At 64.5% G+C, this 22,957-nt stretch carries 18 protein-coding genes, 1 other RNA gene and 1 pseudogene; 6 read left to right on the top strand and 14 right to left on the bottom strand.

Going from position 1 to position 22,957, the window contains the following annotated elements; translation table 11 throughout:
- The first annotated feature begins 79 nt into the window (after nucleotides 1-79).
- The 5 genes from ACZZ0O_RS09910 (at nucleotide 80) to ACZZ0O_RS09890 (ending at nucleotide 7,681) form a co-directional block, all read left to right on the top strand.
- Complete coding sequence (locus ACZZ0O_RS09910) at nucleotides 80-1,552, top strand: leucyl aminopeptidase (protein WP_323538721.1); 1,473 nt, start codon at nucleotides 80-82, stop codon at nucleotides 1,550-1,552.
- On the top strand, nucleotides 1,552-1,914 hold the full coding sequence (locus tag ACZZ0O_RS09905) for a hypothetical protein (RefSeq protein ID WP_323521594.1): 363 nt from the start codon (nucleotides 1,552-1,554) through the stop codon (nucleotides 1,912-1,914). Before ACZZ0O_RS09910 ends, ACZZ0O_RS09905 begins: the two co-directional genes overlap by 1 nt.
- A gap of 7 nt (nucleotides 1,915-1,921) precedes the next feature.
- Nucleotides 1,922-2,347, top strand: a complete 426-nt coding sequence (locus ACZZ0O_RS09900) for a DNA polymerase III subunit chi (protein ID WP_005995970.1) — start codon at nucleotides 1,922-1,924, stop codon at nucleotides 2,345-2,347.
- A gap of 108 nt (nucleotides 2,348-2,455) precedes the next feature.
- The gene (locus ACZZ0O_RS09895; RefSeq protein ID WP_463590679.1) at nucleotides 2,456-5,431 is read left to right on the top strand and encodes a valine--tRNA ligase; all 2,976 of its coding nucleotides are present in this window, start codon (nucleotides 2,456-2,458) and stop codon (nucleotides 5,429-5,431) included.
- A gap of 942 nt (nucleotides 5,432-6,373) precedes the next feature.
- On the top strand, nucleotides 6,374-7,681 hold the full coding sequence (locus ACZZ0O_RS09890; RefSeq protein ID WP_463590678.1) for a multifunctional CCA addition/repair protein: 1,308 nt from the start codon (nucleotides 6,374-6,376) through the stop codon (nucleotides 7,679-7,681).
- 425 nt (nucleotides 7,682-8,106) lie between these two features.
- Here the strand turns inward: ACZZ0O_RS09890 and ACZZ0O_RS09885 are convergent, their stop codons facing one another.
- Complete coding sequence (locus ACZZ0O_RS09885) at nucleotides 8,107-10,683, bottom strand: TonB-dependent receptor (RefSeq protein ID WP_463602927.1); 2,577 nt, start codon at nucleotides 10,681-10,683, stop codon at nucleotides 8,107-8,109.
- A gap of 1,153 nt (nucleotides 10,684-11,836) precedes the next feature.
- Here ACZZ0O_RS09885 and ACZZ0O_RS09880 point away from each other — a divergent pair.
- A non-coding RNA gene (locus ACZZ0O_RS09880) (sX9 sRNA) lies at nucleotides 11,837-11,913 on the top strand.
- Nucleotides 11,914-12,020: 107 nt separating this feature from the next.
- Here the strand turns inward: ACZZ0O_RS09880 and nagA are convergent.
- From nagA to gspG, 13 genes and pseudogenes are all read right to left on the bottom strand, one after another.
- Entirely contained in the window at nucleotides 12,021-13,175 is a 1,155-nt protein-coding gene (gene nagA / locus ACZZ0O_RS09875; protein ID WP_463590677.1) for an N-acetylglucosamine-6-phosphate deacetylase, read from the bottom strand.
- A gap of 2 nt (nucleotides 13,176-13,177) precedes the next feature.
- A pseudogene (locus ACZZ0O_RS09870) lies at nucleotides 13,178-14,205 on the bottom strand (SIS domain-containing protein).
- Nucleotides 14,206-14,211: 6 nt separating this feature from the next.
- Nucleotides 14,212-15,279 carry a LacI family DNA-binding transcriptional regulator gene (locus ACZZ0O_RS09865; protein ID WP_055851407.1) on the bottom strand — a complete coding sequence of 356 codons (1,068 nt, stop codon included), beginning with the start codon at nucleotides 15,277-15,279 and terminating at the stop codon, nucleotides 14,212-14,214.
- Between the two features lie 40 nt (nucleotides 15,280-15,319).
- On the bottom strand, nucleotides 15,320-16,594 hold the full coding sequence (locus tag ACZZ0O_RS09860) for a sugar MFS transporter (protein ID WP_463590676.1): 1,275 nt from the start codon (nucleotides 16,592-16,594) through the stop codon (nucleotides 15,320-15,322).
- Nucleotides 16,595-16,637: 43 nt separating this feature from the next.
- Entirely contained in the window at nucleotides 16,638-17,360 is a 723-nt protein-coding gene (locus ACZZ0O_RS09855) for a GntR family transcriptional regulator (RefSeq protein ID WP_181113212.1), read from the bottom strand.
- 400 nt (nucleotides 17,361-17,760) lie between these two features.
- Nucleotides 17,761-18,477 carry a type II secretion system protein N gene (gene gspN, locus ACZZ0O_RS09850; protein WP_463590675.1) on the bottom strand — a complete coding sequence of 239 codons (717 nt, stop codon included), beginning with the start codon at nucleotides 18,475-18,477 and terminating at the stop codon, nucleotides 17,761-17,763.
- The gene (gene gspM / locus ACZZ0O_RS09845; RefSeq protein WP_463590674.1) at nucleotides 18,474-18,932 is read right to left on the bottom strand and encodes a type II secretion system protein GspM; all 459 of its coding nucleotides are present in this window, start codon (nucleotides 18,930-18,932) and stop codon (nucleotides 18,474-18,476) included. The genes gspN and gspM overlap by 4 nt, the downstream gene beginning before the upstream one ends.
- Nucleotides 18,929-20,017, bottom strand: a complete 1,089-nt coding sequence (gspL, locus tag ACZZ0O_RS09840; protein WP_463590673.1) for a type II secretion system protein GspL — start codon at nucleotides 20,015-20,017, stop codon at nucleotides 18,929-18,931. The genes gspM and gspL overlap by 4 nt, the downstream gene beginning before the upstream one ends.
- Nucleotides 20,014-21,006 (bottom strand): type II secretion system minor pseudopilin GspK, encoded by a 993-nt coding sequence (gspK, locus tag ACZZ0O_RS09835; protein ID WP_463590672.1) that lies wholly within the window; start codon nucleotides 21,004-21,006, stop codon nucleotides 20,014-20,016. The genes gspL and gspK overlap by 4 nt, the downstream gene beginning before the upstream one ends.
- On the bottom strand, nucleotides 21,003-21,605 hold the full coding sequence (gene gspJ / locus ACZZ0O_RS09830; protein ID WP_463590671.1) for a type II secretion system minor pseudopilin GspJ: 603 nt from the start codon (nucleotides 21,603-21,605) through the stop codon (nucleotides 21,003-21,005). The genes gspK and gspJ overlap by 4 nt, the downstream gene beginning before the upstream one ends.
- Entirely contained in the window at nucleotides 21,602-21,979 is a 378-nt protein-coding gene (gene gspI, locus ACZZ0O_RS09825) for a type II secretion system minor pseudopilin GspI (protein ID WP_463590670.1), read from the bottom strand. Before gspI ends, gspJ begins: the two co-directional genes overlap by 4 nt.
- A complete protein-coding gene (locus ACZZ0O_RS09820; RefSeq protein ID WP_463592434.1) occupies nucleotides 21,963-22,406 on the bottom strand; it encodes a GspH/FimT family pseudopilin in 444 nt (147 codons plus the stop codon). The genes gspI and ACZZ0O_RS09820 overlap by 17 nt, the downstream gene beginning before the upstream one ends.
- A gap of 66 nt (nucleotides 22,407-22,472) precedes the next feature.
- Nucleotides 22,473-22,937: a type II secretion system major pseudopilin GspG gene (gspG, locus tag ACZZ0O_RS09815; RefSeq protein ID WP_463590669.1), complete on the bottom strand. Its 465-nt coding sequence runs from the start codon at nucleotides 22,935-22,937 to the stop codon at nucleotides 22,473-22,475.
- Nucleotides 22,938-22,957: the final 20 nt, after the last annotated feature.

Here is a 22,957-nt window from a genome sequence, read left to right as displayed (position 1 = left end):
TCGTTCGCGGCGCCGCCAGCCTAATCAGGTTGGCGTAAACAGTCCGCGATTGTACGGATTTGCCTACGGAATCTGATCAATGGCCCTGCAATTCACCCTGAACCAAGACGCGCCGGCAAGCGCCGCCGTCGACTGCATCGTGGTTGGCGTGTTCGCCGACAAGACCCTGTCGCCTGCCGCGCAGGCGCTGGACAGCGCCAGCCAGGGCCGCCTGACGGCCCTGGTGGCACGCGGCGACGTGGTTGCCAAGACCGGCAGCACCACCCTGGTCCACGACCTGCCCGGCGTAACCGCACCGCGCGTGTTGGTGGTCGGGCTGGGCGAGACCGCCAAGTTCGGCGTGGCGCCTTACCTCAAGGCCATCGGCGATGCGACCCGCGCGCTGAAGACCGGAGCCGTCGGCACCGCCCTGCTCACCCTCACCGAACTGCCGGTCAAGGCCCGCGATGCCGCATGGAATATCCGCCAGGCAGTCATCGTCAGCGACCATGCGGCGTATCGCTACACCGCCACGCTGGGCAAGAAGAAGGTCGACGAAACCGGCCTGACCACCCTGGCGATCGCCGGTGACGACGCCCGCGCGCTGGCGGTGGGCATTGCGACCGCCGAGGGCGTGGAGTTCGCCCGCGAGCTGGGTAATCTGCCGCCCAACTACTGCACCCCGGCCTACCTGGCCGACACCGCGGCCGCATTTGCCGGCAAGTACGCCGGTGCCGAAGCCGAGATCCTGGACGAGGCGCAGATGGAGTCGCTGGGCATGGGCTCGCTGCTGTCGGTGGCGCGCGGCTCGGCCAACCGCCCGCGCCTGATCGTGCTGAAGTGGAATGGCGGTGGCGACGCGCGCCCGTATGTGCTGGTCGGCAAGGGCATCACCTTCGATACCGGCGGCGTCAATCTCAAGACGCAGGGCGGCATCGAGGAAATGAAGTACGACATGTGCGGTGGCGCCAACGTCATCGGCACCTTCGTGGCCACGGTCAAGGCCGAGCTGCCGATCAATCTGGTTGTGGTGGTGCCGGCGGTGGAAAACGCCATCGACGGCAATGCCTATCGTCCGTCGGACGTGATCACCAGCATGTCCGGCAAGACCATCGAAGTGGGCAATACCGATGCCGAAGGCCGCCTGATCCTGTGCGATGCGCTGACCTACGCCGAGCGCTTCAATCCCGAAGCGCTGGTGGACGTGGCCACGCTGACCGGCGCCTGCATGGTGGCCCTGGGCCACCAGACTGCCGGCCTGATGAGCAAGCACGACGACCTGGCCAACGAACTGCTGGCCGCTGGCGAACACGTGTTCGACCGCGCCTGGCGCCTGCCCTTGTGGGACGAATACCAGGGCCTGCTGGATTCCACCTTTGCCGACGTCTACAACATCGGCGGTCGCTGGGGCGGCGCGATCACCGCGGGCTGCTTCCTGTCGCGCTTCACCGAAAACCAGCGCTGGGCGCATCTGGACATCGCCGGCGTGGCCAGCGACGAAGGCAAGCGCGGCATGGCCACCGGTCGCCCGGTCGGTCTGTTGACGCAGTGGTTGCTGGATCGCGCAGCCTGATGTCGCCGCGCGCCGCGCTGGCCCTGATCGCCGGGTTCACCCTGGCGGACGGGGCCACCTGCGCGCTGCCCGGCTGGACCGGCACTGGCAGCGATCTGCTGCGGTTTGCGCTATTGCTGGCGCTGATCTTTGTCTGGCTGGCGGCCGACAGCCGCCGGCAAGGCTTTCACCGCCCGACGTGGATCAACATCGGGATGGTGCTGGCCTGGCTGGTGTTCATCCCCATCTATCTGTATCGCTCGCGGCCGGTGGGCCGGCGCCTGCGCGCAATGGGCGGGTTCGTGCTGGCGATACTGGCCTCCGGCCTGCTGTTCATGCTCGGCGTGTTTATCGCTGAATCCGTTTTCCCTTACGTTTCGTGACCTTCCCATGCCCCGTGCCGATTTCTACCTGATCGCCAAACCGCGCTTCCTCGACGAACCGCTGCGGCTGGTCTGCGAGCTGGCGCGCAAGGCCAACGACGCCAACCTGTCCACGCTGATCCTGGCGCGCGATGCCGCGCAGGCCGAGGCGCTGGATGACCTGTTGTGGGCGTTCGACGACGAAGCCTATGTGCCGCACCAGATCGCCGGCACCGATGAGGAAGACGAACTGGCGCCGGTGCTGATCGCCACGCCGGAGTTCGCCGCGCCCTCGCGCCCCCTGGTGATCAACCTGCGCGACGACCCGTACCTGGGCGCCTGCGACCGCGTGCTGGAAGTGGTGCCCGCCGACCCCGCCGCCCGCGAACCGCTGCGCGAACGCTGGAAACAGTACAAGGCCTTGGGCCTGGAACTGACCAAATACGATATGTGAATCGGGAATGGGGAATCGAGAATCGAACGTCGACTACCCCGTAGACCTTCACCTTTCAACGCACCCGCTTTCCCTATTCCCTATTCCCGACTCTCCATTCCCTGCCTTATGACCACCCTCGCCTCCAGCTACGAACCCTCTTCCTTCGAATCGCGCCTGTACGCGCAGTGGGAGGCGGCCGGTTACTTCGTGCCGTCCGGCAAGGGCGAGCCGTACACCGTGTTGCTGCCGCCGCCCAATGTCACCGGCACGCTGCACATGGGCCACGCGTTTCAGCAGACGCTGATGGATGCGCTGGTGCGCTATCACCGCATGCGCGGCTTCGACACGTTGTGGCAGGTCGGCACCGACCACGCCGGCATCGCGACCGAGATGGTGGTGTCGCGCAATCTGGCGCTGGAAGGCAACGGCGAAACGCGCGACTCGCTTGGGCGTGACGGTTTCATCGCCAAGGTGTGGGAATGGAAGGCCGAATCCGGCGACATCATCGAGCGCCAGATGCGTCGCCTGGGCACGTCCAGCGATTGGTCGCGCAGCACCTTCACCATGGACCCGCAACCGTCGGCAGCGGTCAACGAAGCCTTCGTGCGCTGGTACGAGCAGGGCCTGATCTATCGCGGCCAGCGGCTGGTCAACTGGGACCCGGTGCTGAAGACCGCCATCTCCGATCTGGAAGTGGAAAACGTCGAAGAAGACGGTTTTTTGTGGTCGATCCGCTACCCGCTGGCCGATGGCGTGACCTACGAACACGTCGAGCACGACGCCGACGGCAATGAGACCCTGCGCGAAACCCGCGATTACTTGGTGGTGGCCACCACGCGTCCGGAAACCATGCTGGGCGACACCGCAGCGATGGTGCACCCGGACGATACGCGCTACGCCACGCTGCACAACGCGCGCATCGTGCTGCCGCTGACCGGCCGGCAAGTGCCGGTGATCACCGACGATTATGTCGACCGCGCCTTCGGTACCGGCGTGGTCAAGGTCACGCCTGCGCATGATTTCAACGATTATCAGGTTTGGGAACGTCATAAAGACAAGGTGCCTGGCGGACTACCTCTCTTCAGCATCTTCTCGCCTGAGGCCAAGCTCGCACCCTTAGGGCTTCTTTCCACCTCAGACGCGGCACTTTTGACCAGGAATTCAGCTGCATCTCTTATCCACGGCGTTAGTGACCCAAATCATCCTATTTGGGGAGACGAAACCGACGGACGTCTTGTCCCGCATCATTTAATCGGTCTGGACCGCTACGAGGCACGAAAGCAGGTGCTGTCCGAACTGGAAGACTTAGGTCTGTTGGTAGAAACCAAGCCGCACAAACTGCAGGTGCCCCGTGGCGACCGCACCGGTCAGGTGATCGAGCCGTATCTCACCGACCAGTGGTTCGTGAAGATGGACGCGCTGGCCAAGCGTGGCCTGGAGCTGGTCGAAAGCGGCCAGATCAAATTTGTGCCGCCGAACTGGATCAACACCTATCGCCACTGGATGGAGAACATCCAGGATTGGTGCATCAGCCGTCAGCTGTGGTGGGGGCATCGCATTCCGGCGTGGTTCGACGAGGCAGGCAAGTGCTATGTCGGCCACGACGAAACCGAGGTGCGTGCGAAACACGGTCTGGGCGCAGAGATCGCGTTGCATCAGGACAGCGACGTGCTGGAAACCTGGTTCTCCTCGCAGCTGTGGCCATTCTCCACGCTGGGCTGGCCGGATGCCGATGCGATGGCCGAGCGCGGTTTCGAGCGCTATCTGCCCTCCAGCGTGCTGGTCACAGGCTTCGACATCATCTTCTTCTGGGTGGCGCGCATGATCATGGCCACCGACAGCTTCACCGGGCAGGTGCCGTTCCGTGATGTCTACATCACCGGCCTGATCCGCGATGCGCAGGGGCAGAAGATGTCCAAGTCCAAGGGCAATGTGCTAGACCCGCTGGACATCATCGACGGCATCAGCATCGAGGACCTTGTCGCCAAGCGCACCAGCGGGCTGATGCAACCGCGGATGGCCGAGAAGATCGAAAAAGCCACGCGTCGCGAATTTCCGGACGGCATCATCGCCCATGGTGCGGATGCGCTGCGCTTCACCATCGCCGCACTCGCCACCCACGGCCGTGACATCAAGTTCGACCTGGGCCGCGCCGAGGGTTACAAGAATTTCTGCAACAAGCTGTGGAACGCCACGCGCTTTGTCCTGATGAACACCGAAGGCGCGCGCTTTGCCAGTGTGCCGCAACCGCGTACCGAAGCGGAGAAGTGGATTCTCGCGCGGCTGGACAAGGTCACTGCGGAAACGCATGCGCATTACGCCAACTACCGCTTCGACCTACTGACGCAGTCGTTGTACGAATTCGCCTGGAATGCGTTCTGCGATTGGTTCGTCGAGCTGGCAAAGCCTGCGCTCAACGGTGCCGTGCAGGACAACGACGCTGCCGCCAGCACGCGCCACACCCTGCTGTACGTGCTCGAATCGCTGCTGCGCCTGCTGCACCCGCTCACCCCGTTCGTCACCGAAGAGCTGTGGCAACAGGTCGCTCCGCGCCTGGGCATCACCACCGCGACGATCTCCCTGCAGACGTTCCCGCAAGTCGGCGACGTGGACACCAGCAGCTACGCCAGCGCAGACGCCGATGTCGAATGGTTGAAGTCGATGGTATCGGCCTTGCGGCGCGTACGCAGCGAGTTAAACGTGCCGCCCTCAAAGCAGGTGCAGCTGCTGCTGCAGGCCGGCACCGCCGACGACCGCACGCGCGTATCGCGCTTCGCATCGCAGCTGGCGTTCTTGCTCAAGCTCGAAGCCATCGACTGGCTGGACGCCGGCCAGGACACCCCGCCGGCCGCTGCCGCCATCGTGGGCGAACTGACCTTGCTGGTGCCGCTGGAAGGCCTGGTCGACATGGAGGCCGAGCGCACCCGCCTGGACAAGGAGATCAAGCGCGTGGAAAGCGAAATCGGCAAGTGCAACGGCAAACTCGGCAATGCCACCTTCGTGCAGAACGCACCGGCGGCAGTCGTCGAGCAAGAGCGTGCGCGCTTGAACGATTGGACTGTGCAATTGACGGGTCTGCGGGAACAACGCGCCAAGATCTGACATAGCGGAACGTCTAGATGCGCTGCAGCTGCACGGTCACACACCGTGCAAACGGTCGCCGATTCGACAGCAGCACCTAACCGGGCGCGGCGCGTATCGCTCAGATCGATGAAATCATGCACTGCTTCAATGGTGCACACCGACCATCGTGACCGGCCCTTGCCCGCTCACCGTCGCGGGACCTTTGGCGGCATGGATGCCGCCAAAGAGCTTACAAGGACGTACTTGCAGCGTGTCCCGCGATGGTGGGCGGGCAAGGGCCCTGCAGCGAACCCGCAGCTCAATCGTCGTAGCCTTGGCTCACTCGCATCCTCCAGCTGACATGAGCGCGGCTCACAGTGTCGGCACGGCATGCTCCAGCTAGTCGAGGGTGCGATGCCCTCACCGCTTACGGGACACGCCGTGAATCCGTCCATGGAGGCTCCGTAGCGGCATCCATGCCGCCACAGGGTCCCGCAAGCGGCAAGGACACCGCACCATGACGTTGGTCGGCACTTGCACGAGGAGCAGTTGCTGCGAGGTCGTGCCGGGGGCTGCTGCGGGTTGCTGCGTTATCGCGATCGATTGTGGGCACAGGCCTTAGAGATAGAGCTAAAACGCCTCCTGAGTTCGCAGAGCGAAGTTCTGCAGCGCTCACCCATGCACACCGACCTGCACGGCTGGCCTTTGCCCGCTCACCGTCGCGGGACCTTTGGCGGCATGGATGCCGCCAAAGAGCTTACGTGGACGTACTTGCAGCGTGTCCCGCGATGGTTGGCGGGCAAGGGCCCTGCAGCGAACCCACAGACCAGACGCCTTGTGCATCATCCATCTGTAGCAATCGCTTGCAAACGCCAGGAACTACGTAACGGTACCCTGCCTGGTGCCACACGCAAGCAGACTCCCCCAAGGAATCGCCGCAAGTTGTTTCGACGCAAGCACCGCATCGGGCATCATGGAGCGATGAAGATCTATCTCGTTGGCGGCGCAGTCCGCGATGCCTTGCTTGGCCAACCGGCCGGCGACCGCGACTGGGTGGTGGTTGGCGCCGACCAGGCGCAGATGCAGGCACAGGGTTTCAAACCGGTAGGCAAAGACTTCCCGGTATTTCTGCATCCGCGCAGCGGCGAGGAATATGCATTGGCCCGCACCGAGCGCAAATCCGGGCGCGGCTACCGCGGGTTCGTGGTGGATGCCGATCCGTCGGTGACGCTGGAAGAAGACCTGCTGCGCCGCGACTTCACCATCAACGCGATGGCACGCGACGAAGACACGGGCACATTGGTCGACCCGTACGGCGGTGCCCGCGATCTGCAAGCGCGCGTGCTGCGCCACGTAGGCCCGGCCTTTGTCGAAGACCCCGTGCGTGTCTTGCGTGCAGCGCGCTTCATGGCACGGCTGGCACCGCTGGGGTTCAGCATCGCACCGGACACTGCCGCACTGATGCGCGAGATGGCGGCCAGCGGAGAGCTGGACAGCCTGGTGCCCGAACGCGTGTGGCAGGAACTGCGCCGCGCGCTGACATGCGTGCAGCCCTCGGCCTTTCTGCGCACGTTGCACGACACCGATGCGCTGCGCGTCATCCTTCCGGAAATCGATGCGCTGTATGGCGTCCCTCAACGTGCCGAATTTCATCCGGAAGTGGATACCGGCATCCATCAGGAAATGGTCAGCGACATGGCTGCGCGGCTGGCACCTGGCGATGCGCTGATCGGCTTTGCCGCGTTGACCCACGACCTCGGCAAGGCGCTGACACCGCCGGACGAATGGCCGCGCCATGTGATGCACGAACAGCGCGGCGTTGCGCCGCTGCAGGCGCTGTGCGAACGGCTCAAGGTGCCGCAAGACTATCGCCAGCTCGCCGTCATCGCGTGCCGCGAGCACCTCAACGTGCATCGTCTGGCGGAACTGCGCGACCGCACTGTGCACGAGCTACTGGTGCGCTGTGATGCATTTCGTCGGCCGGAACGCATCGCGCAACTGGCGCTGGTCTGCGAGGCCGACAAGCGCGGCAGGCTGGGCAGCGAAGACGCCGCATACCCGCAAGGCGCCGAACTCAAACGCCTGCATGCCGCCGCCCTGGCGATCAACGCACGCGACCTGGCAGCCGAAGGCTTGCAAGGCCCGCAAATCGGCGAGGCCCTGACGAAGGCGCGCATCGCCGCGATTGCGAACGCACGCAACAGCGACAAGCACAGCGGCAGCGGCAGCGGCAGCGGCAGCGGCAGCGGCAGCGGCAGCGGCAGCGAAGAGTCTTCAGCACGCTCTTGATAAGCAGTTCTAGCGTGCAACGCGACATCCATGCCACTCAAGGGCACTAGCATGCAGCTGTGGCATCGCAGCAGTGCGTCCACACGTGGCCATCTCTATCGAGCAAGGTTGTGCGCGGTGTCGTTTGCGTTGCTGCGCTGCCCGTCGTCACCGACCTACACGTCATAGATACCCGAGCGTGCCGAATCATGGTGCCCTGACCACTAAAAGCAACGGACCGCTCTGGAACGGCGGACATCCTGTAGCAAGCGGTCGTCAGCTGGAAGGCGCGGCGGAAACGTAAGCCACGACGCGAACATGCCAACTCCCAGCACCAATAAGGCCAATCTGGCAGCCACACTGTGGCTTGCTCCCCAGCCTTAGCCTTAGCCGGCCAAAGCCTTCCCAACAACGAGCGGCTGCATCGCGCAGCCGCTCGGCATCCACTACATCTTGAAATTCAGACTCAGCATGAAGGAGCGGCCGTTTTTGTAGATGTAGTACGGCTGGTTCTTGTTGCCGATGTAGCTGAAGTAGGTTTCGTCCAGCAGGTTGGTGGCTTCCAGCGCCACGCGCAGCCGCTCGGTGGCCTGGTAGCCGAACGAGGCATCTACCTGGGTAAACGCATCGGTCATCTGCTGGCCATTGAGGCGACCGATCTGGGTGAAGTACTCCGAGCGCCAGCCCAGATTGACGCGCGCACTCCACTTGCCCTGCTCGTAGTACGGGCTGATGTTGTAGGCGTTGCGTGAGTTGTACGGCAGGCTGTAATCGCCGTCGGTGTTGGAATCGGAGTACGTGTAGTTGGCGACCAGACCGAAACCGTTGCCGAAGTTGTGCTGCAGATTGAGCGCCACGCCCTGCACCTTGGCGTCGCCGGCGTTGGTCGGCACCGAGGTCTGATACGTACCCGACCCGCCGGTGGCGTTATTGAAGAACACGCGGTCCTGCACCGTGGTCAGGATGTAGTTGGAGATATCGCGCGAGAAGAACTCGCCGCTGAGCAAGCTGCTGTCGGAGAAGTACCACTCCACCGACGCACCGAGATTGGTCGACTCGTAAGGACTCAACCCGGGGTTGCCGGTGGACGCGGTCAACGTGGTGTCGTCGGTGGCAACGTACGGCGTCATGTTGGTGTAGCGCGGCCGTGCGATGACCTTAGAGGCGGCAAAGCGCAGCATCAAATCATCGCGTAGGTCGTAGGCGATATTGAAGGCCGGCAACCACTTGCCATAACTGCTGAGGAAATTCACCGGCGTGTAGCTGCCGCCCGGCGCATAGCTGAAACCATCGGTGGAATCGCGCGTGTGCACGTAGCGCACGCCGATGTTGCCGCGATAGCGCTCGCCGGAGAAGTTGGCCTGCAGGAACCAGGCGCGATTCTGTTCTTCGATGCTGTAGTTGCCGGCGTAGCTGATCGGCAAACCGTCATCGCCCTCCAGGCCACCGATGTACTGACTGATGGCACCGCGATTGATGGTGGACCAGCGCTGCATGTCGGCGCTGGTCGATAGTCCGTCCAGATAACCGGAGGGTGTGGTGCCCGGCGAGAAATCCGCCAGAGTACTGCCATCGTTCGGGGCCCAGGTGCGGCTGTAGGACGACTGCCCGGTGGCATGATTGGTGAGCTTGATGCCGGTGAGGATCTGCGTGAACGGCCCCCACTCCACCGCATGGTCGAAGTCCAGCTGCAGATAGCGCTCCTTGTCGTACTGCGGGCTGTGGCTGGCCGAGGCGTTGTTAAGTTGCATCGCCGCTGCATTGGTGGGGTCGGTGCTGTAGTCCATCGCGGTGCGACGTCCGTCGATGTTGTAGCTGTAGCCGGCAAGATTGCGGAACTGGATGCCGTAGATGCGCTCGGCACCGCCTTGCGAGCTGGTGTAGCCAACCTGGCTCGACGCATTCCAGCCATCGCCATGCCAGTCGGCACGCAAGTGGATGCTGCCGGTGGTGACGTCGCTGTTACGCAGATAACCGTCGAGGAACGTGGTCGATTGATCGCCGAACGTCCCCGAGGTGGCCACGCCGTTTTCGAAACCCAATGCTTGCGCGTCGCCAGGATTGGAACCCCAATAGCCGTAACGGCTCTGGTTGTAGTTGTCAAAACTTTCCTTGACGTACAGGCCGGTCAGATTGAGCTCGAAGTCGGCGTCGGGTTTCCACTGCAGCGCTGCACTGATGCCATCGCGTTTGCGCGTCTGCTGAAACAACGCAGTGTTGATCGAGGTGGGGAACACGCCGGTGTTGTTGCCAACCACTGCAGGCGGGAATGCCGCACCGGCGACGTTGTCGTAACCGAAGATTTCCACACCATCGCGGCGCAGCACGCGCTGGGAATGCATCACCGAGGTGAGCACACCCAGGGTTTCGTCCTGGTTCTTCCAGCTGTACAGCGCCGATGCGTTGGGCTTGCCTTCCTCGGACCGGTCGTTGTAACCGTAGCTCACCGTGCCGGTCAGAGTATTGCGCTCCAGATCCAGCGGTTTGCGGGTATGCACGATCACCGTGCCGCCAATGGACCCTTCGTCGATGCGCGCTTCCGGCGTCTTGTAGACCTCCATCAGCCCCACGACTTCTGGCGCCAGCGTGCTGTAGTTGAACGAGCGGCTGTCCGGGTCGTTGGGGTCGCCGCCCCAACTGGTCGACGCAATGGTCTGGCCATTGAGCAGCACGCGATTGAGTGCCGGGTCGGTACCAAGGATGCTGACCTTTTCGCCTTCGCCGAACTGACGGTCCACGGTGATGCCGGACAACCGCGACAGCGACTCGGCGACGTTGGTGTCCGGGAACTTGCCGATGTCTTCGGCGCTGATCGCATCGACGATCGCATCGGCATTACGCTTGACGTTGAGCGCCTTGCCCAGGCTGGCCTGGTAGCCCACCACCTTGATTTCGTCCAGGGTGGAAACCGAAGGATTGGTTGGCGCCTGTTCTTGCGATGGCGCAGCGACGGGCTGTTGTTGTGCGGGCGCAGGTTCGGATTGTTGCTGCGCGAAAGCGGGAAGCGCCAGTACGCCACTCATTGCGGCACCACCAATCAGCAAGCCGCGCACCGCCGCGCTCAATGGCGCGTGTCGCGGCCAATGCCTGGCTGCAGCAGCATTCAAGGAAGCGCTACGCGACGGCGCTGAATTGGCTTCAAGAGCGGTCGTAAAGCGCGATTTAGAACGGGCCTGCGGCGCTGCGCAGAGATGATGGCGCACGTCGATTGACTGCGCGGCGGGTTGGCTTGTTGCGGAAACAGACAACGGGAACAGACGGGGAAACAGCATTACATTGACCTCGTGGCAGATACGTCAGGTCGCAACCGATGGGTTGCACTAAAGCGCGCTGCGCGCGCCATGCTGCGGTCCGTCCCCTGTGCCGGATCGCGAGCGGCGATCCGCGCGGCTCGATACAGCGCACGGATCGAAAGGCCAGGCCGATGCACGGCTGGCTGCAGTGATGTGATCGAGTGAAACAGGCTCCTGTTCGCTGACAACGTTATCAGCGAAGGTGCCTTCCGCAAGTTGCACTGTCAACTTGCTGCGAACTGTGTCTGCTTTTATGCGGAATGCATTACGACTGACGCAGATAATGGAATGACCGCGTGACCGCAATCTCACTCTTGCTGACACGCATGCAGACCACTGCGCCTTGCACTCAGATGCTGCAAGGCTGCGCAGCAAAATGTTGCGACGCAGAGTGTGATGTCTCTGCGGTGTGGTGTAGGCGTACGGCCGTCATGCAAAACGCGATGCGGTGCAGTGCGACGGGCCTTGCATCCAACATGCAAGGCTTGCGCGCGATTGAACTACCGGTGGATTGCTGCGTCAGTGCGACGCTGCCGAACGCACGCGAGCTCCGCATGGTGTAACGCGATGCGCAGTTTGCGCCTTGCATATGAGGTCTTAATCAATGCATCGCATGTGGATTGGGATCAGCAGCGCCGTTGCATCTGCACGCTTCATAGCGTCTGTGTGTATCGCTGTATGCGATGCCACCGCGTGCGGCGTTACTGGCGTGTCTGCGCGCCCGGCACTCCGTCCGGCTGCAAAGCCTACAACGCGCTGTCCGTTGCGACCCTGCGAACGGCACTGCGCTTTGAACCGCAGCGCACAGACACTCACCTTTAGAGCAGCTGACACACCCACCAGGCTCACCGCTAGGCGGGGCGTGGACGGTGCTCGGTGCGGCATGTACCACGCATCCACTCCGGTTCTGAGCGCGCAGCCCACACCCGCATGACCACTGCTCGCTATGTTTTGTTAGCCGCTTTTAGACTGAAAACTTCAGCTGCGCTCGCACGACCGCAAGCGCCGCCGCTTTCTTTGCCACAACGGCGCGTGATCGACGCGCCGTAGCGCGTGCTCCGGAGCCCTCAGTCGCGTTGCCCGCCAACCCAGGTGCCCAGCACTTGCACATCCGCATCCACCAGCACCAGGTCGGCCTGGTAGCCGGGTGCGATGCGTCCCAGGCGGTCGCCCAGGCCGATGCATTGCGCGGGGTAAGTGGAGGCCATACGTGCGGCTTCGGCCAGATCCACGCCCAGCCACTGCACGCTGTTGCGCACCGCGGTGGCCATGTCCAGGGCGGAGCCGGCGAGTGCGCCGTCGGCGTTGCGCACCACGCCATCCACGGCGGTGATGGTTTCGCCGTACAGATCGAAGCTGGGGCTGTCGGCGCCGACCATCGGCATGGCGTCGGTGACCAGCAACACCTTGCCACGCGGTTTGGCCGCCAGCACCACGCGCAGGCTGGCCGGGTGCACGTGCACGCCATCGACGATGACGCCGCACCACACCTGCGGGTCTTCCAGTGCGGCACCGACGGCGTTGGGCTCGCGACCGGCCAGTTGCGACATGGCGTTGTAGACGTGCGTAAAGCCGCTCACGCCGGCAGCAATGCCATCGCGCGCCTGCTCGTAAGTGGCCGCAGTGTGGCCGGCGAATACGATCGCACCCCCGGTCACGAACGCGCGGATGTCGTCCAGCGGCACGCGCTCGGGCGCGAGCGTGATCAGGGTGACGCCATTGTCCAGCGAGGTGTCGACAGCGATTTCGTGCGCGTCCGGCAAACGAAACTTGTGCGCGTCGTGGGTGCCCTTGCGCGCGGGGCTCAGGTACGGGCCTTCCAGATGGATGCCGAGCACACCGGGCACGCCTTGTGCGATGGCCGCACGGGTGGCGTCGATCGCTTCGGCCATCACCTGCGCCGTATCGCTGATCAGCGTCGGCAGCATGCCGGTGGTGCCAAAGCGGCGATGCGCCGCGGCAATCTTGGCCAGTGCCTGCGGGTCGCGTGCGTTGTTGAACAACACCCCGCCGCCGCCATTGACCTGGATGTCGATGAAGCCCGGCAACAAGGTGGCGCCGCCCAACTCCACGCGCGTGTGCGCCTGTGCAACGCGCGCGTCGTCGGCCGGCACGACCGCCTGGATCAGCGCACCGTCCAGCAGTACGACCAGACCCTCTTGCAGGCCGTCATCGGTGAGTACGCGTGCGTTGCACAATGCCTGAGTGCGGGAAGCATCCATGTTCAAACGGTTTCCGTAACCTTGTTCAAATGCGGCGGTAAATCGGGATTGTGGCCACGCTGCAGCGCCAGCGCATTGATGGCGCGATAAAAGCTCTGCACGGTCAGCAGCGGCGCGCACGCCGGGTGTGCGGCATCGGCAAGCGGCAGATCGCCATCGGGCGCAGCCAGCCACACCTGCGCGCCACGCGCACGGAATTCTTCGGCCAGTGCACGCGTGCCGGCGCCGGTTTCGTCGGGCTGCGCGAAGACCAGCACCGGAAAGCCCGGGCCGACCAAGGCCATCGGCCCGTGTTTGACCTCGGCCGAGCTATAGGCCTCGGCATGCAGGCCGCAGGTTTCCTTGAACTTCAATGCCGCTTCCTGTGCCGCGCCCAAGCCCAGGCCGCGACCAAGTACGAACAGATTATGTGCAGGCGTCAAACCGGTGGTCAGTGCAGACCAGTCGGCCTGCCAGGCGCTGCGCAGTTGTTGCGGCAACGCGTCCACTGCGGCGAGCAAGGCCGGGTCGTTCTTCCACACTGCGCCCAGGTGCAGCACTGCAGCGAGCGAGGCGAGGTAGCTTTTGGTGGCGGCGACACTTTTTCCGGGCCGGCACCGAGCGGAATCACCACATCGGCCAGCTGCGCCAGCGGCGAATCTTCCACATTGACCAGGGCCACCACGCGCGCACCGGCTGCCTTGGCAGCTTCGGCATTGCGCAGCAGGTCGGGGCTTTTTCCCGATTGCGAAATCACGATATACAGCGCGCCACGCAGTTGCAGCGGCGCGGCGTACACCGAGCCCACCGATGGCGATGCCGAGGCAGTGACGATGCCCAGCTGCGTCTCGAACAGGTACTTGGCATACGTCGCGGCGTGATCGGAGCTACCGCGGGCGCAGGTCACCACGAACGGCGGCGGGTTGTCGCGCAACGACTGCGCAAGCACAGCGATGGTGTCGGCGTTACGCGCGAACTGTGCGGCGACCACGTCGGCGGTTTGCGCCGCCTCGCGGAACATCAAGGTGTCGGTTTCCTGGGGGAGAGTCATCGGTACTCAGGCGGATTCGGGGGGAAGGGATTTGGCGGCCGGTGTCTGCGCCGGTGCGGTGGAACCGCGCACCACCAGCTGTGGCACGAAGCCGCGGTTCTGCAATTGCGCCGGCTGGTCGTCGTAGGCATCGCTGCGCAGCTGGCTGATCAACAAGCGTGCGGCGTGCCGTGCGATGTCTTCGGTGGCCTGCTTTGCGGTGGTCAACGCCGGCCAGGACTGCCGCGAGAACGGGCTGTCTTCGAAGCCGGCGATCGACAACTGATACGGCACATTCATGCCGGTGGACTTGGCCGCGGCCAGCACGCCGGCGGCGATTTCGTCGTTGCTGCCGAAGATCGCAGTGGGCGGCTCGCGCAGCGACAGCAACCGACGCGCACCACGGAAGCCATCGTCGAAGGTGTAATCGCCGGGAATCACCAGATGCTTGTCCAGCGGGATGCCGTAGTCCTTCAACGCCGCTTCGTAGCCGGCGTAGCGCTCGCCGCTGGAGCGATGCTGCGGGCCGCCCCACAAAAAGCCGATGCGTTGATGACCGAGCTGGATCAGATGCTCGGTGATTTCATACGCGGCATCGCGGTCGTCGATATACACGCACGGGCCGTCGCCGGGATCTTCGGTGGACGCGATGATGCGCACGCTCTTGATGCCGCGCGCGGCCAGGCCGGCGAGCAGTTCGGGGCGTTCGGACATCGGCGCGGTCAATACCACCCCGGCCAAACGCGAGCGCTGCACCCATTCGGCCAGTTCTTCGGCCAGCAACGGCGAAGTGGAATCGCAGGGATGGATCTGCAGGCCAAAGCCGGTTTCGCGGCAGGCGGCCAGCACGCCGTTCTGGATGCCGATGATGTGATACGGGTTGGGGTTGTCGTAGACCAGACCGATCACGAATGGCGTGCCGCTACGCAGATTGCGTGCGGACGGATCGGGTTCGTAATCGAGATCGGCGATGGCGCGCAGCACGCGCGCACGCGTGGCCTGCATCACCGATGGCTCGTTGTTGATCACCCGCGACACGGTCTTCAACGAGACCTTGGCGCGCTCGGCGACGTCTTTGATAGTGGGCCTGCGCATGGAAGTGCCTTGTTCGTCGGAACGCATCATGCCGCGTCGCTCACTTAGCCTGGGCCGGCAGGCCCACGCGATGACCGCGCAGCGAATAAAACAGGATGTACAGATAGCACGGCACCATCAGCGCAGCGAACACGCCCTGAAAGTCGTAATGCTGCTTGAGAATGGCGAACAGCTGCGGAATGATCGCGCCGCCGGCAATGCCCATCACCAGCAGCGCCGAGCCGATCTCGGTAAAGCGGCCGAGCCCGCGAATGGCCAGCGGAAAGATCGCCGGCCACATCATGGCGTTGGCAAATCCAAGTGCGGCCACGAAGGCCACCGACACATAGCCATGGGTGAACAACGCACCCAGCGAGAACACCACGCCCAGCACCGCGGAGATGCTCAGGTAATGCGCCTGCGAAATGACCGCCGGGATCAACACCAGGCCGGCGATGTAGCCCAGCAGCATCGCGCCCAGCGTGTAGGAGGTGAACAGCTTGGTGCTGTCCAGTGGCAGGTTGAAGCCATGCCCGTAGGTGCCGATGGCATCGCCGGCCATCACTTCCACGCCCACATAGACGAACAGGCACAGCACGCCCAGCCACAGATGCGGGAACTGGAAGATGCTGGATTTCTGCACGCCGGCAGCGCCGGGCGTTGCGTTGGCTTCGGAAGCCTTGAGTTCCGGCAACGGCGAGAACAGCACGCCAATGGCGAGCAACAACAGCACGCCGGACATCACCAGATACGGTGCGTGGATCTTGGCGGCAAACGCAGTGAGCAAGGTTTCCTTGGTCGCGGCATCGGCGCTGGCCACCTGTGCGGACAGATCGCCGATCCCGTGCAGCACCAGCGAGCCGATCAGGATCGGCGCCAGGATGCCGGCGATCTTGTTGCAGATGCCCATCAGCGCGATGCGGCGTGCGGCGCTTTCGATCGGCCCCAGGATGCTGATGTATGGGTTGATCGCAGTCTGCAGCAAGGCCAGGCCGCTACCGATCACGAACAGCCCGCCCAGTGCGCCCGGATACCAACGCTGAGTGGCGAACTGGCCGAATGCGGCCGCGCCCACCGCCATCACCACCAGGCTCAAGGCCAGGCCTTTCTTCATGCCGGTGCGCTTGAGAATCCACGACGACGGCAGCGCCAGAAAGAAGTACGACAGGTAGAACACCATCAGCACCAGGAACGCGTTGACCTCGTTGAGGTCGAACGCCAGCCGCACGAAGGTGATCAGCGGCCCGTTGATCCAGGTAAAAAAGCCGATGATGAAAAACAGCACGCCGACGATGGCGATCGAGACAACGGGATTTGCGGGCCTGGCGGTAGTCATGGATCGGCTGGCTCTGAGGTTGTCGTAAGGAATGCCGTTGGCGTCAGCGGCGCAGTTCGGCGACGAAGTCGTAGAAGTCGTTATGGCAATAGGTATCGGTCAATTCGATTGCGCTGCCGTCGCGGGTGTAGCCCACGCGTACCACGTGCAAAATCGCCTCGCCGGTTTTCATGCGCAGATGTTCGGCCAGCCGCGCCGGCAGATTGATCGCGCGGAAGTACTGCAATGCCCGGACCACCGGCGTGCCCTGCGCATCCAGATAGCTGTAGAGCGAATCGCCCACCTGCTGCGGGTCGGCGACGATACGCTGCGGCAACACCGCATGCTCGTAGGCCATGACGCGGTCGTCGGCGCTGCGCAGACGCGTCAGCGAGGCCACCGCCGCATCCGGCGACAAGCCCAGCCGCAGGATTTCTTCGCCATGCGCCGGGCGCAGACGCCGCTCCAGCCAGCGCGTGCCGGGCTCATAGCCCTTGATGCGCAGCGTTTCGCTGAAACTGGTCAGACCACTGAGTTGGTGCTGGATCTGGGTGGTGACGAAGGTGCCGGCCCCCTGGCGACGCGAGACCAGGCCTTGTTCGACCAGTACATCGACTGCCTGCCGCAGGGTGACCCGCGAGATCTGCAGGCGCTCGCACAGCTGGCGCTCGGCCGGCAGCGCTTCGCCGGCCTTCCACTGACCGCCACGGATGGCATCGGTGAGCTTGCCGGCCAGCTGCAGGTACAGCGGGGTTGGCGCGGACGCGTCCAGGTGCAGGTCGTCCAGTCGCTTGTCGGCGTCCGCCTTGGCCTTGACCATCGTTAGTCCCGCCCGCCCGAATTCGATAGGTCCAATATAGTACCAATCGACGGCAACGCACCAGCCCTGTGCTGTGTCGGCGCGAGTGGACTGGTCTGGCGGGCGTTGGGGTGGCCTGCCGGTGTATCTGCGGATTGGCCGATGAATGTCGGCGCGGCGCGGACTGGTCCGCATCGGACGGGGCCTCCTATCGGCAGCGGCCCTGGCAAGGCGCGGTGGCGACCGGCCGATCTGTGGCCAGATTGATCAGACCAATTTCGCCCGTGCCGAGGTCGGCAGCCGACCAGTTCCGTTGCGCAGGTCGAAAGATTGGGCCATGCCCAACTGCAGCAACCCGGCCCAACCGCAAAGGCATCAGGCGTCTGCGCTACAGCTGTCCCTGATCGACACGCACCAGCCAACGCTCCGGCGTCTGGACGAAGCCGAGCAGTTGCAGGCCCAACTGCAGCGCGGTGTCGTTGCCGGGCTCGACCTGGGTGCGCCACTGCCAGCGGCCATCGTGCTGCAGTCGCAGCTCGGCGCTGAGGTTGACGCCTTCGGGCAGGCCGCCATCGGGCGCCAGTGCCAGCACCACCGCATCGTCCACGCACCGCGGGCTGCCACGCAGACGCAGCGGCAGCAGCCCGGCGGCTTCGCCACCGGCGTTAGGCAGCACCTGCACGGCCACATCGCCGCCAGCTTGCGTGCAGCGTGTGGCGTCGAAAACCGCATGTACCTCGCGCAGGTCGATCGACAGGTCCATCAAAGCCACCCCACCCGGCTTGCGCAGCAACAGGCGACCGTTGGCCTGCTGCACACCCTGCCGCGCGCCCTGCAACGCCACCAGCTGCGCGGTGGCCGAGCGCAGCTGCACCTGGCGTTGCCCGCGCAACAAGGGCAGCGGACGCAGACGCACGCCGACATCGCCCACGTCCATGCTGGTCCAGGTCACGCCACGCAGGGTGCCATTCCAGATCGAGCCCTGCGCTTCCAGCGCGGCAAACGGCAGCGTGTCGGTCGGCAACACCCACCGCAGCGGCAAGGTGGCGATGACGCCGATGACCAGCAACACGCTGCCCAGCAGCAACCAACGCACTGCCCTCATAGCGCGATACCCGAGAACGTGCAGCGCACCTGCAGTTGCCCGTCGCGGCGGCTGATTTCAAGCGCAGAAGGCGTCAGACCGTGGCGCTGGCGCAGCTGTTCCAGCCAGGCGAACAAGACGGGGCTGGTGACGGTGTCGATCTGCAATGCGAGTGTTCCTGTCGAACTGCGCTGTTGGTGAGTGATGCTGATAGTCGCATCGCGCGCGCTTTGCGCGATGCGCGCCAGCGGAATGGCAGCCACTGTACTGCCGGCTTGCGATGCACGCGCACTGAGCAGCGCCTCCGCAGCATGGTCATAGCGTGCCTGCGCGCTGCTGCGCCAGTGCCGCAGCGGCACCAGCAGCGCGTACCAGCCGATGAATGTAGCAATGGCGACCATCATGACCGACAGCATGAGGCGCTCGCGTGGTGCGCGGCTCTGCCACCACACCGGCATGCGTTGCAGCGTACTCATTGCGGCGGCTCCAGTTCCAATGCGGTGGCGAGTCTGTCGTCACGGGCCTGGCCTGCGCCTGCGCTCAACTGCCAACCGGCACGGCTGAGCTGAGCGGAGAAGTGTTCCAGTTGTGCGGCGTCGTTGTGTAGCAAGGTGACACGCAGCGGACCCTGTTGTTGGTAAGCGAGCGCGTCCAGTTCTGCACCCGGTACTGCTTCGACTGCGGCGAACAGTACGGCCAGTTGCGGTGCGAATGCGTTCTGCGAGGCGGCGGTCTGCCGGGCTGTGTCTGCACCGGGCGTCATGACATTCTTGCCCATCAACTGTGCGCTGCGCCGCTGCAGGAGCTGCGCGCCGATCTCGTAACGCAGGCTCTGCGCCACCAGCAGAAACACCGGCGACAGCACCAGCAGCGCAAGCAACCACGCAAGCATGCGTGCGCTCAGTTGTGCACGCTGGCGCGTTGGCGCGGCGAAGCCTTGCTGGCGCAGATTGATCGGCGCGGTGGCGGCATACCGCGCAAACTGCGCGATGGCGTGCGTTGGATCCGGATCCGGCGGCAGTGCCGGTGCGACTGGGAGTGCTGCGATCAGCACCTGCGCAAGCTCCGGCTCCAGGCTGCAGGCGATGCGTGTGCCACGCACCACCCAGCGGCCATCCCAGTACAGCAGCGTCGGCGGTTGATCCGCCGTCGCGTCGGGCAGCAGCAGACAGTCGGGCACCACCGCATCGGGCACGATGCCCAGGGCTGCTGCACGGTCAAGCCAGTGTCGCATCACCAACGCATCCACTGCAGCGACCAAGCGCATGCCATCGCTCTCTGCATGGTCGGCGATCACCACATGCAGCGCCTGGGCATCGCCCGCAAGATGCTCGGCCAGCTGCAGCCGCGCCGCAGCCAGCGACTGCGCGACGCTGCGCCCAGGCAAGGCCATCCAGCGCAGATGCACGTCCACGCCTGGCACCACCAGCACCGTCTGCGTTGTTTGCGCGGGGCGCTCATTCAACGCGTCCTGCCCCAGCACATGGCCGTGTGCATCCACGCGTACGGTGATGGGCTGCGTTGTGGCATCGGCCGGCAACAACACCAGGGTGCTACTCATTCGTCGGGGCTCCATTGGCGTGCCACCAGCCGCACACGGCCGGCAGGGTCCTGTTGCAGCAATGCCTCCAGCAGGATCTGCGCACCGGCATGGTCCACCTGGCTGTAGAGGGAAAAATAGGACGTGCGTAATGCGATCTGCTGAAACACCGCGTCGGGCAATTGCGCCTGCATCAGTGCAGGTTGCTTCCAGAACGCCGCCGGGTCCCGCCAACCGCCGACCGGCCGTGCGGCGATGATGCGGCGTGCCGCCGGCAACTCCACGGCGCCCTCGGTCAGGGCCACCAGCACCGGTGCATCGTCGGCGCGCAGCGTGTTGATGTTGATCGGCGACAACCGCCCTTCGGGCAGTGCGCACACATAGGGCTGCAGCTGCGCGACGAGCGCTGGCGTGTAACCGGCGATGGCGCGCAGCTCGCTGACGCCCGCCAACAAGGTCGCGCCAGTGCGCAGCGGCACCGGCGCTTGCAGATAGCGGTCGTCTTCGGCACCTTGCGCGCCGGGCTGTGCGTCGCTATCGATCCAGTCCACCAGCGCATCGGTCAGCGCCTGTGCCTGTTGCGGCGCGATGCCCAACGCTTCCAGCAAGGCCAGATACTGGTTGGCGCCATCGTCGCTGCGTTGCCATTGCTCGGGTGCGCCCATCACCACGCTATTGAGGTTGAAGCAGCCGCCGCGATCGCGCAGCCGCACGCTCACCATCCCATCGTCCAACGGGAAGGTGATCGGCTGGTCGTTCCAGCCGCCCTCCAGCGTGGTGCGCAACGGGTCGCGCCTGGCCAACGCCTGCAAGCGTTGCCGCGCGACGGTTTCGCTGCCCAGCGCATACCACTGCGCCTGCGTCATCGCCTGTGCGTTACCGCTACGGCGCAGGCCAAAGCGCAGGTCGTTCAAGACCGCCACCATCAGCAGTGTCATCACCGCCACCAGCAACAACACCGTCAGTAACGCGACGCCGCGTTGTTGCCCAGGCGCCTGCAGCGTTTTCATGCGCGTCCCTCCGGCAGCAGGAACAGCTGACGCACGCGGCCCCATTGTTCCAGATCCAGTTCCAGCGACAGCGCATCCGGCAGTGCTTCCAGCCCGCCGCTCCAGCCATCGCTCCACTGCGCGCGGTAGTGAAACGCCACCTCGGCCGAACGCACCCCGCGCAGCAGCACCTGCGGCGCCCCGGCCACTGCACCATCCAGCGCCGGTCGCGCACTGCGCTCCAGGCGTCCATCGACGATGCGGTACTCGACATATTGCAGCGACGCACGCGGCGTCTGATCCGGGTTGCTCCAGCCGCGCCGAACAAAGCCGAACAACGGCCCTTGCGTTCCTGGCGCACGCGCAACGAACGCAGTGCGCGCGGCGCTGCCATCGCTGTTGCGGGTGCGGCGCACCGCAGCCTGTTGCAGATCGCTGCGCAGCAGGCCATGGGCCAGTTGAAGATCGCGCACCTGCTGCAGGCGCGCACGCACCGCATCGCGCTGATCGATGCTTTGCCGCATCACCACCACTGCGGCGCCGGACACCAGCGCGAAGATCGCCAGCGCCACCAGCAGTTCGATCAAGGTGAAGCCCTGCATGCGGCGCGTATGGCTCATTGCACGCTCCGCAACGTACTCAGGTTGGCAATCTGCTGCGCTTGTCCTGCAGCGCGCACGCGCACCTCGATACGCACCATGCCGGCACTTGCCGGCACCGCCTGGCGTTGCCAGTCCCAACCACGGCCGCCCAGTGTGTCCTGGCCTTGCGCAGGCGCCACTGCGGCGTTGGCCGGCGCCAGCATCGCCTCGATCGCCTGATTCTCTGCAACAAACGCGGCCAACATGCGTTCTTCCAGCACCACCGCGGTGCGCGTGCTCTCGCCCGACAGATTCAACAAGCCGACCACGGCCATGCCGAAGATGGCCAAGGCGACCATCAACTCAAGCAGCGAAAATCCGGCACAGGCGCGGTGGTTATCGACGCGGCGCATCGACCTGCACCACACCGGCGGCATCCACCGTCACCCGTACCTGTTGCTGCCCATCGGCCAGCGCGATGCGTTGCGGCGTGGCCGCACCGGTCGGGTCGAAGCGAACGCTCAACTGGGTGCCGCCAGCCGGAAACTGCGCCTGCACGCCGGCAGGCCAGCGCGTGGCGGAAAACGGCGTGTCATCCAGTGCCACCCAACGTTGCTGCGCCTGACGACGAAACGCATAACCGCCCGCATCAATGGTGACTTCCACCATGCGCAGACTCAGGATCGCCTCATCACGGGCATTGGCCAACGCGCTGGCCAGCATGTCCGCCTGATCGTGCAGATCCCGCCGTGTGTCTGGCAAGGTCATCACCACCAGGGTGCTGGCAAGCGCAGTGATCACCAGCACCGCCAGCAGCTCAAGCAGGGTGAAGCCGCGCATGCGTGCGCGCACGCTGCGTAACGACGCGCATTGCTCGCTGGGTGACGCAGTCAGCACAGCGGCACCTCAGCGCCAGTTGCCGATGTCGGCATTGTCGGCATCGCCACCTTCGGCGCCGTCGGCACCGAACGAGTAGACGTCGAAGCCACCGTTTCGGCCCGGGCGACGGTACTGATACGCGTGACCCCACGGGTCTTCCGGCAACCGGCGGATGTAACCGCCCTGCCGATAGCGCTCCGGCCGGGTCAGGCCGCTCGGCGGGTTGAGCAAGGCCTGCAAGCCTTGCTCGGTGGTCGGATAGGTCAGGTTGTCCAGGCGGTAGGTTTCCAGCGCCTGCTCCAGCACCGCGACATCGGCGCGCGCCTTTTCGACCATGGCGCGGTCCTGGCTGGGCATCACGTTGATCATCACCACGGTGGCCAGCAGGCCGATGATGACGATCACCACCATCAACTCGACCAGGGTGAAACCACGCACGCCACTGCGCGAGGCAGGCGAGACGGCGAATGCACGACATTGGGTGGACTGCATGTGGATCTCCGAAGAAAGCG

Source organism: Xanthomonas sp. AC360 (genome assembly GCF_979258225.1).
Note: the sequence above shows the minus strand (reverse complement) of the source record. Positions and strands in the feature narration are given on the sequence as shown.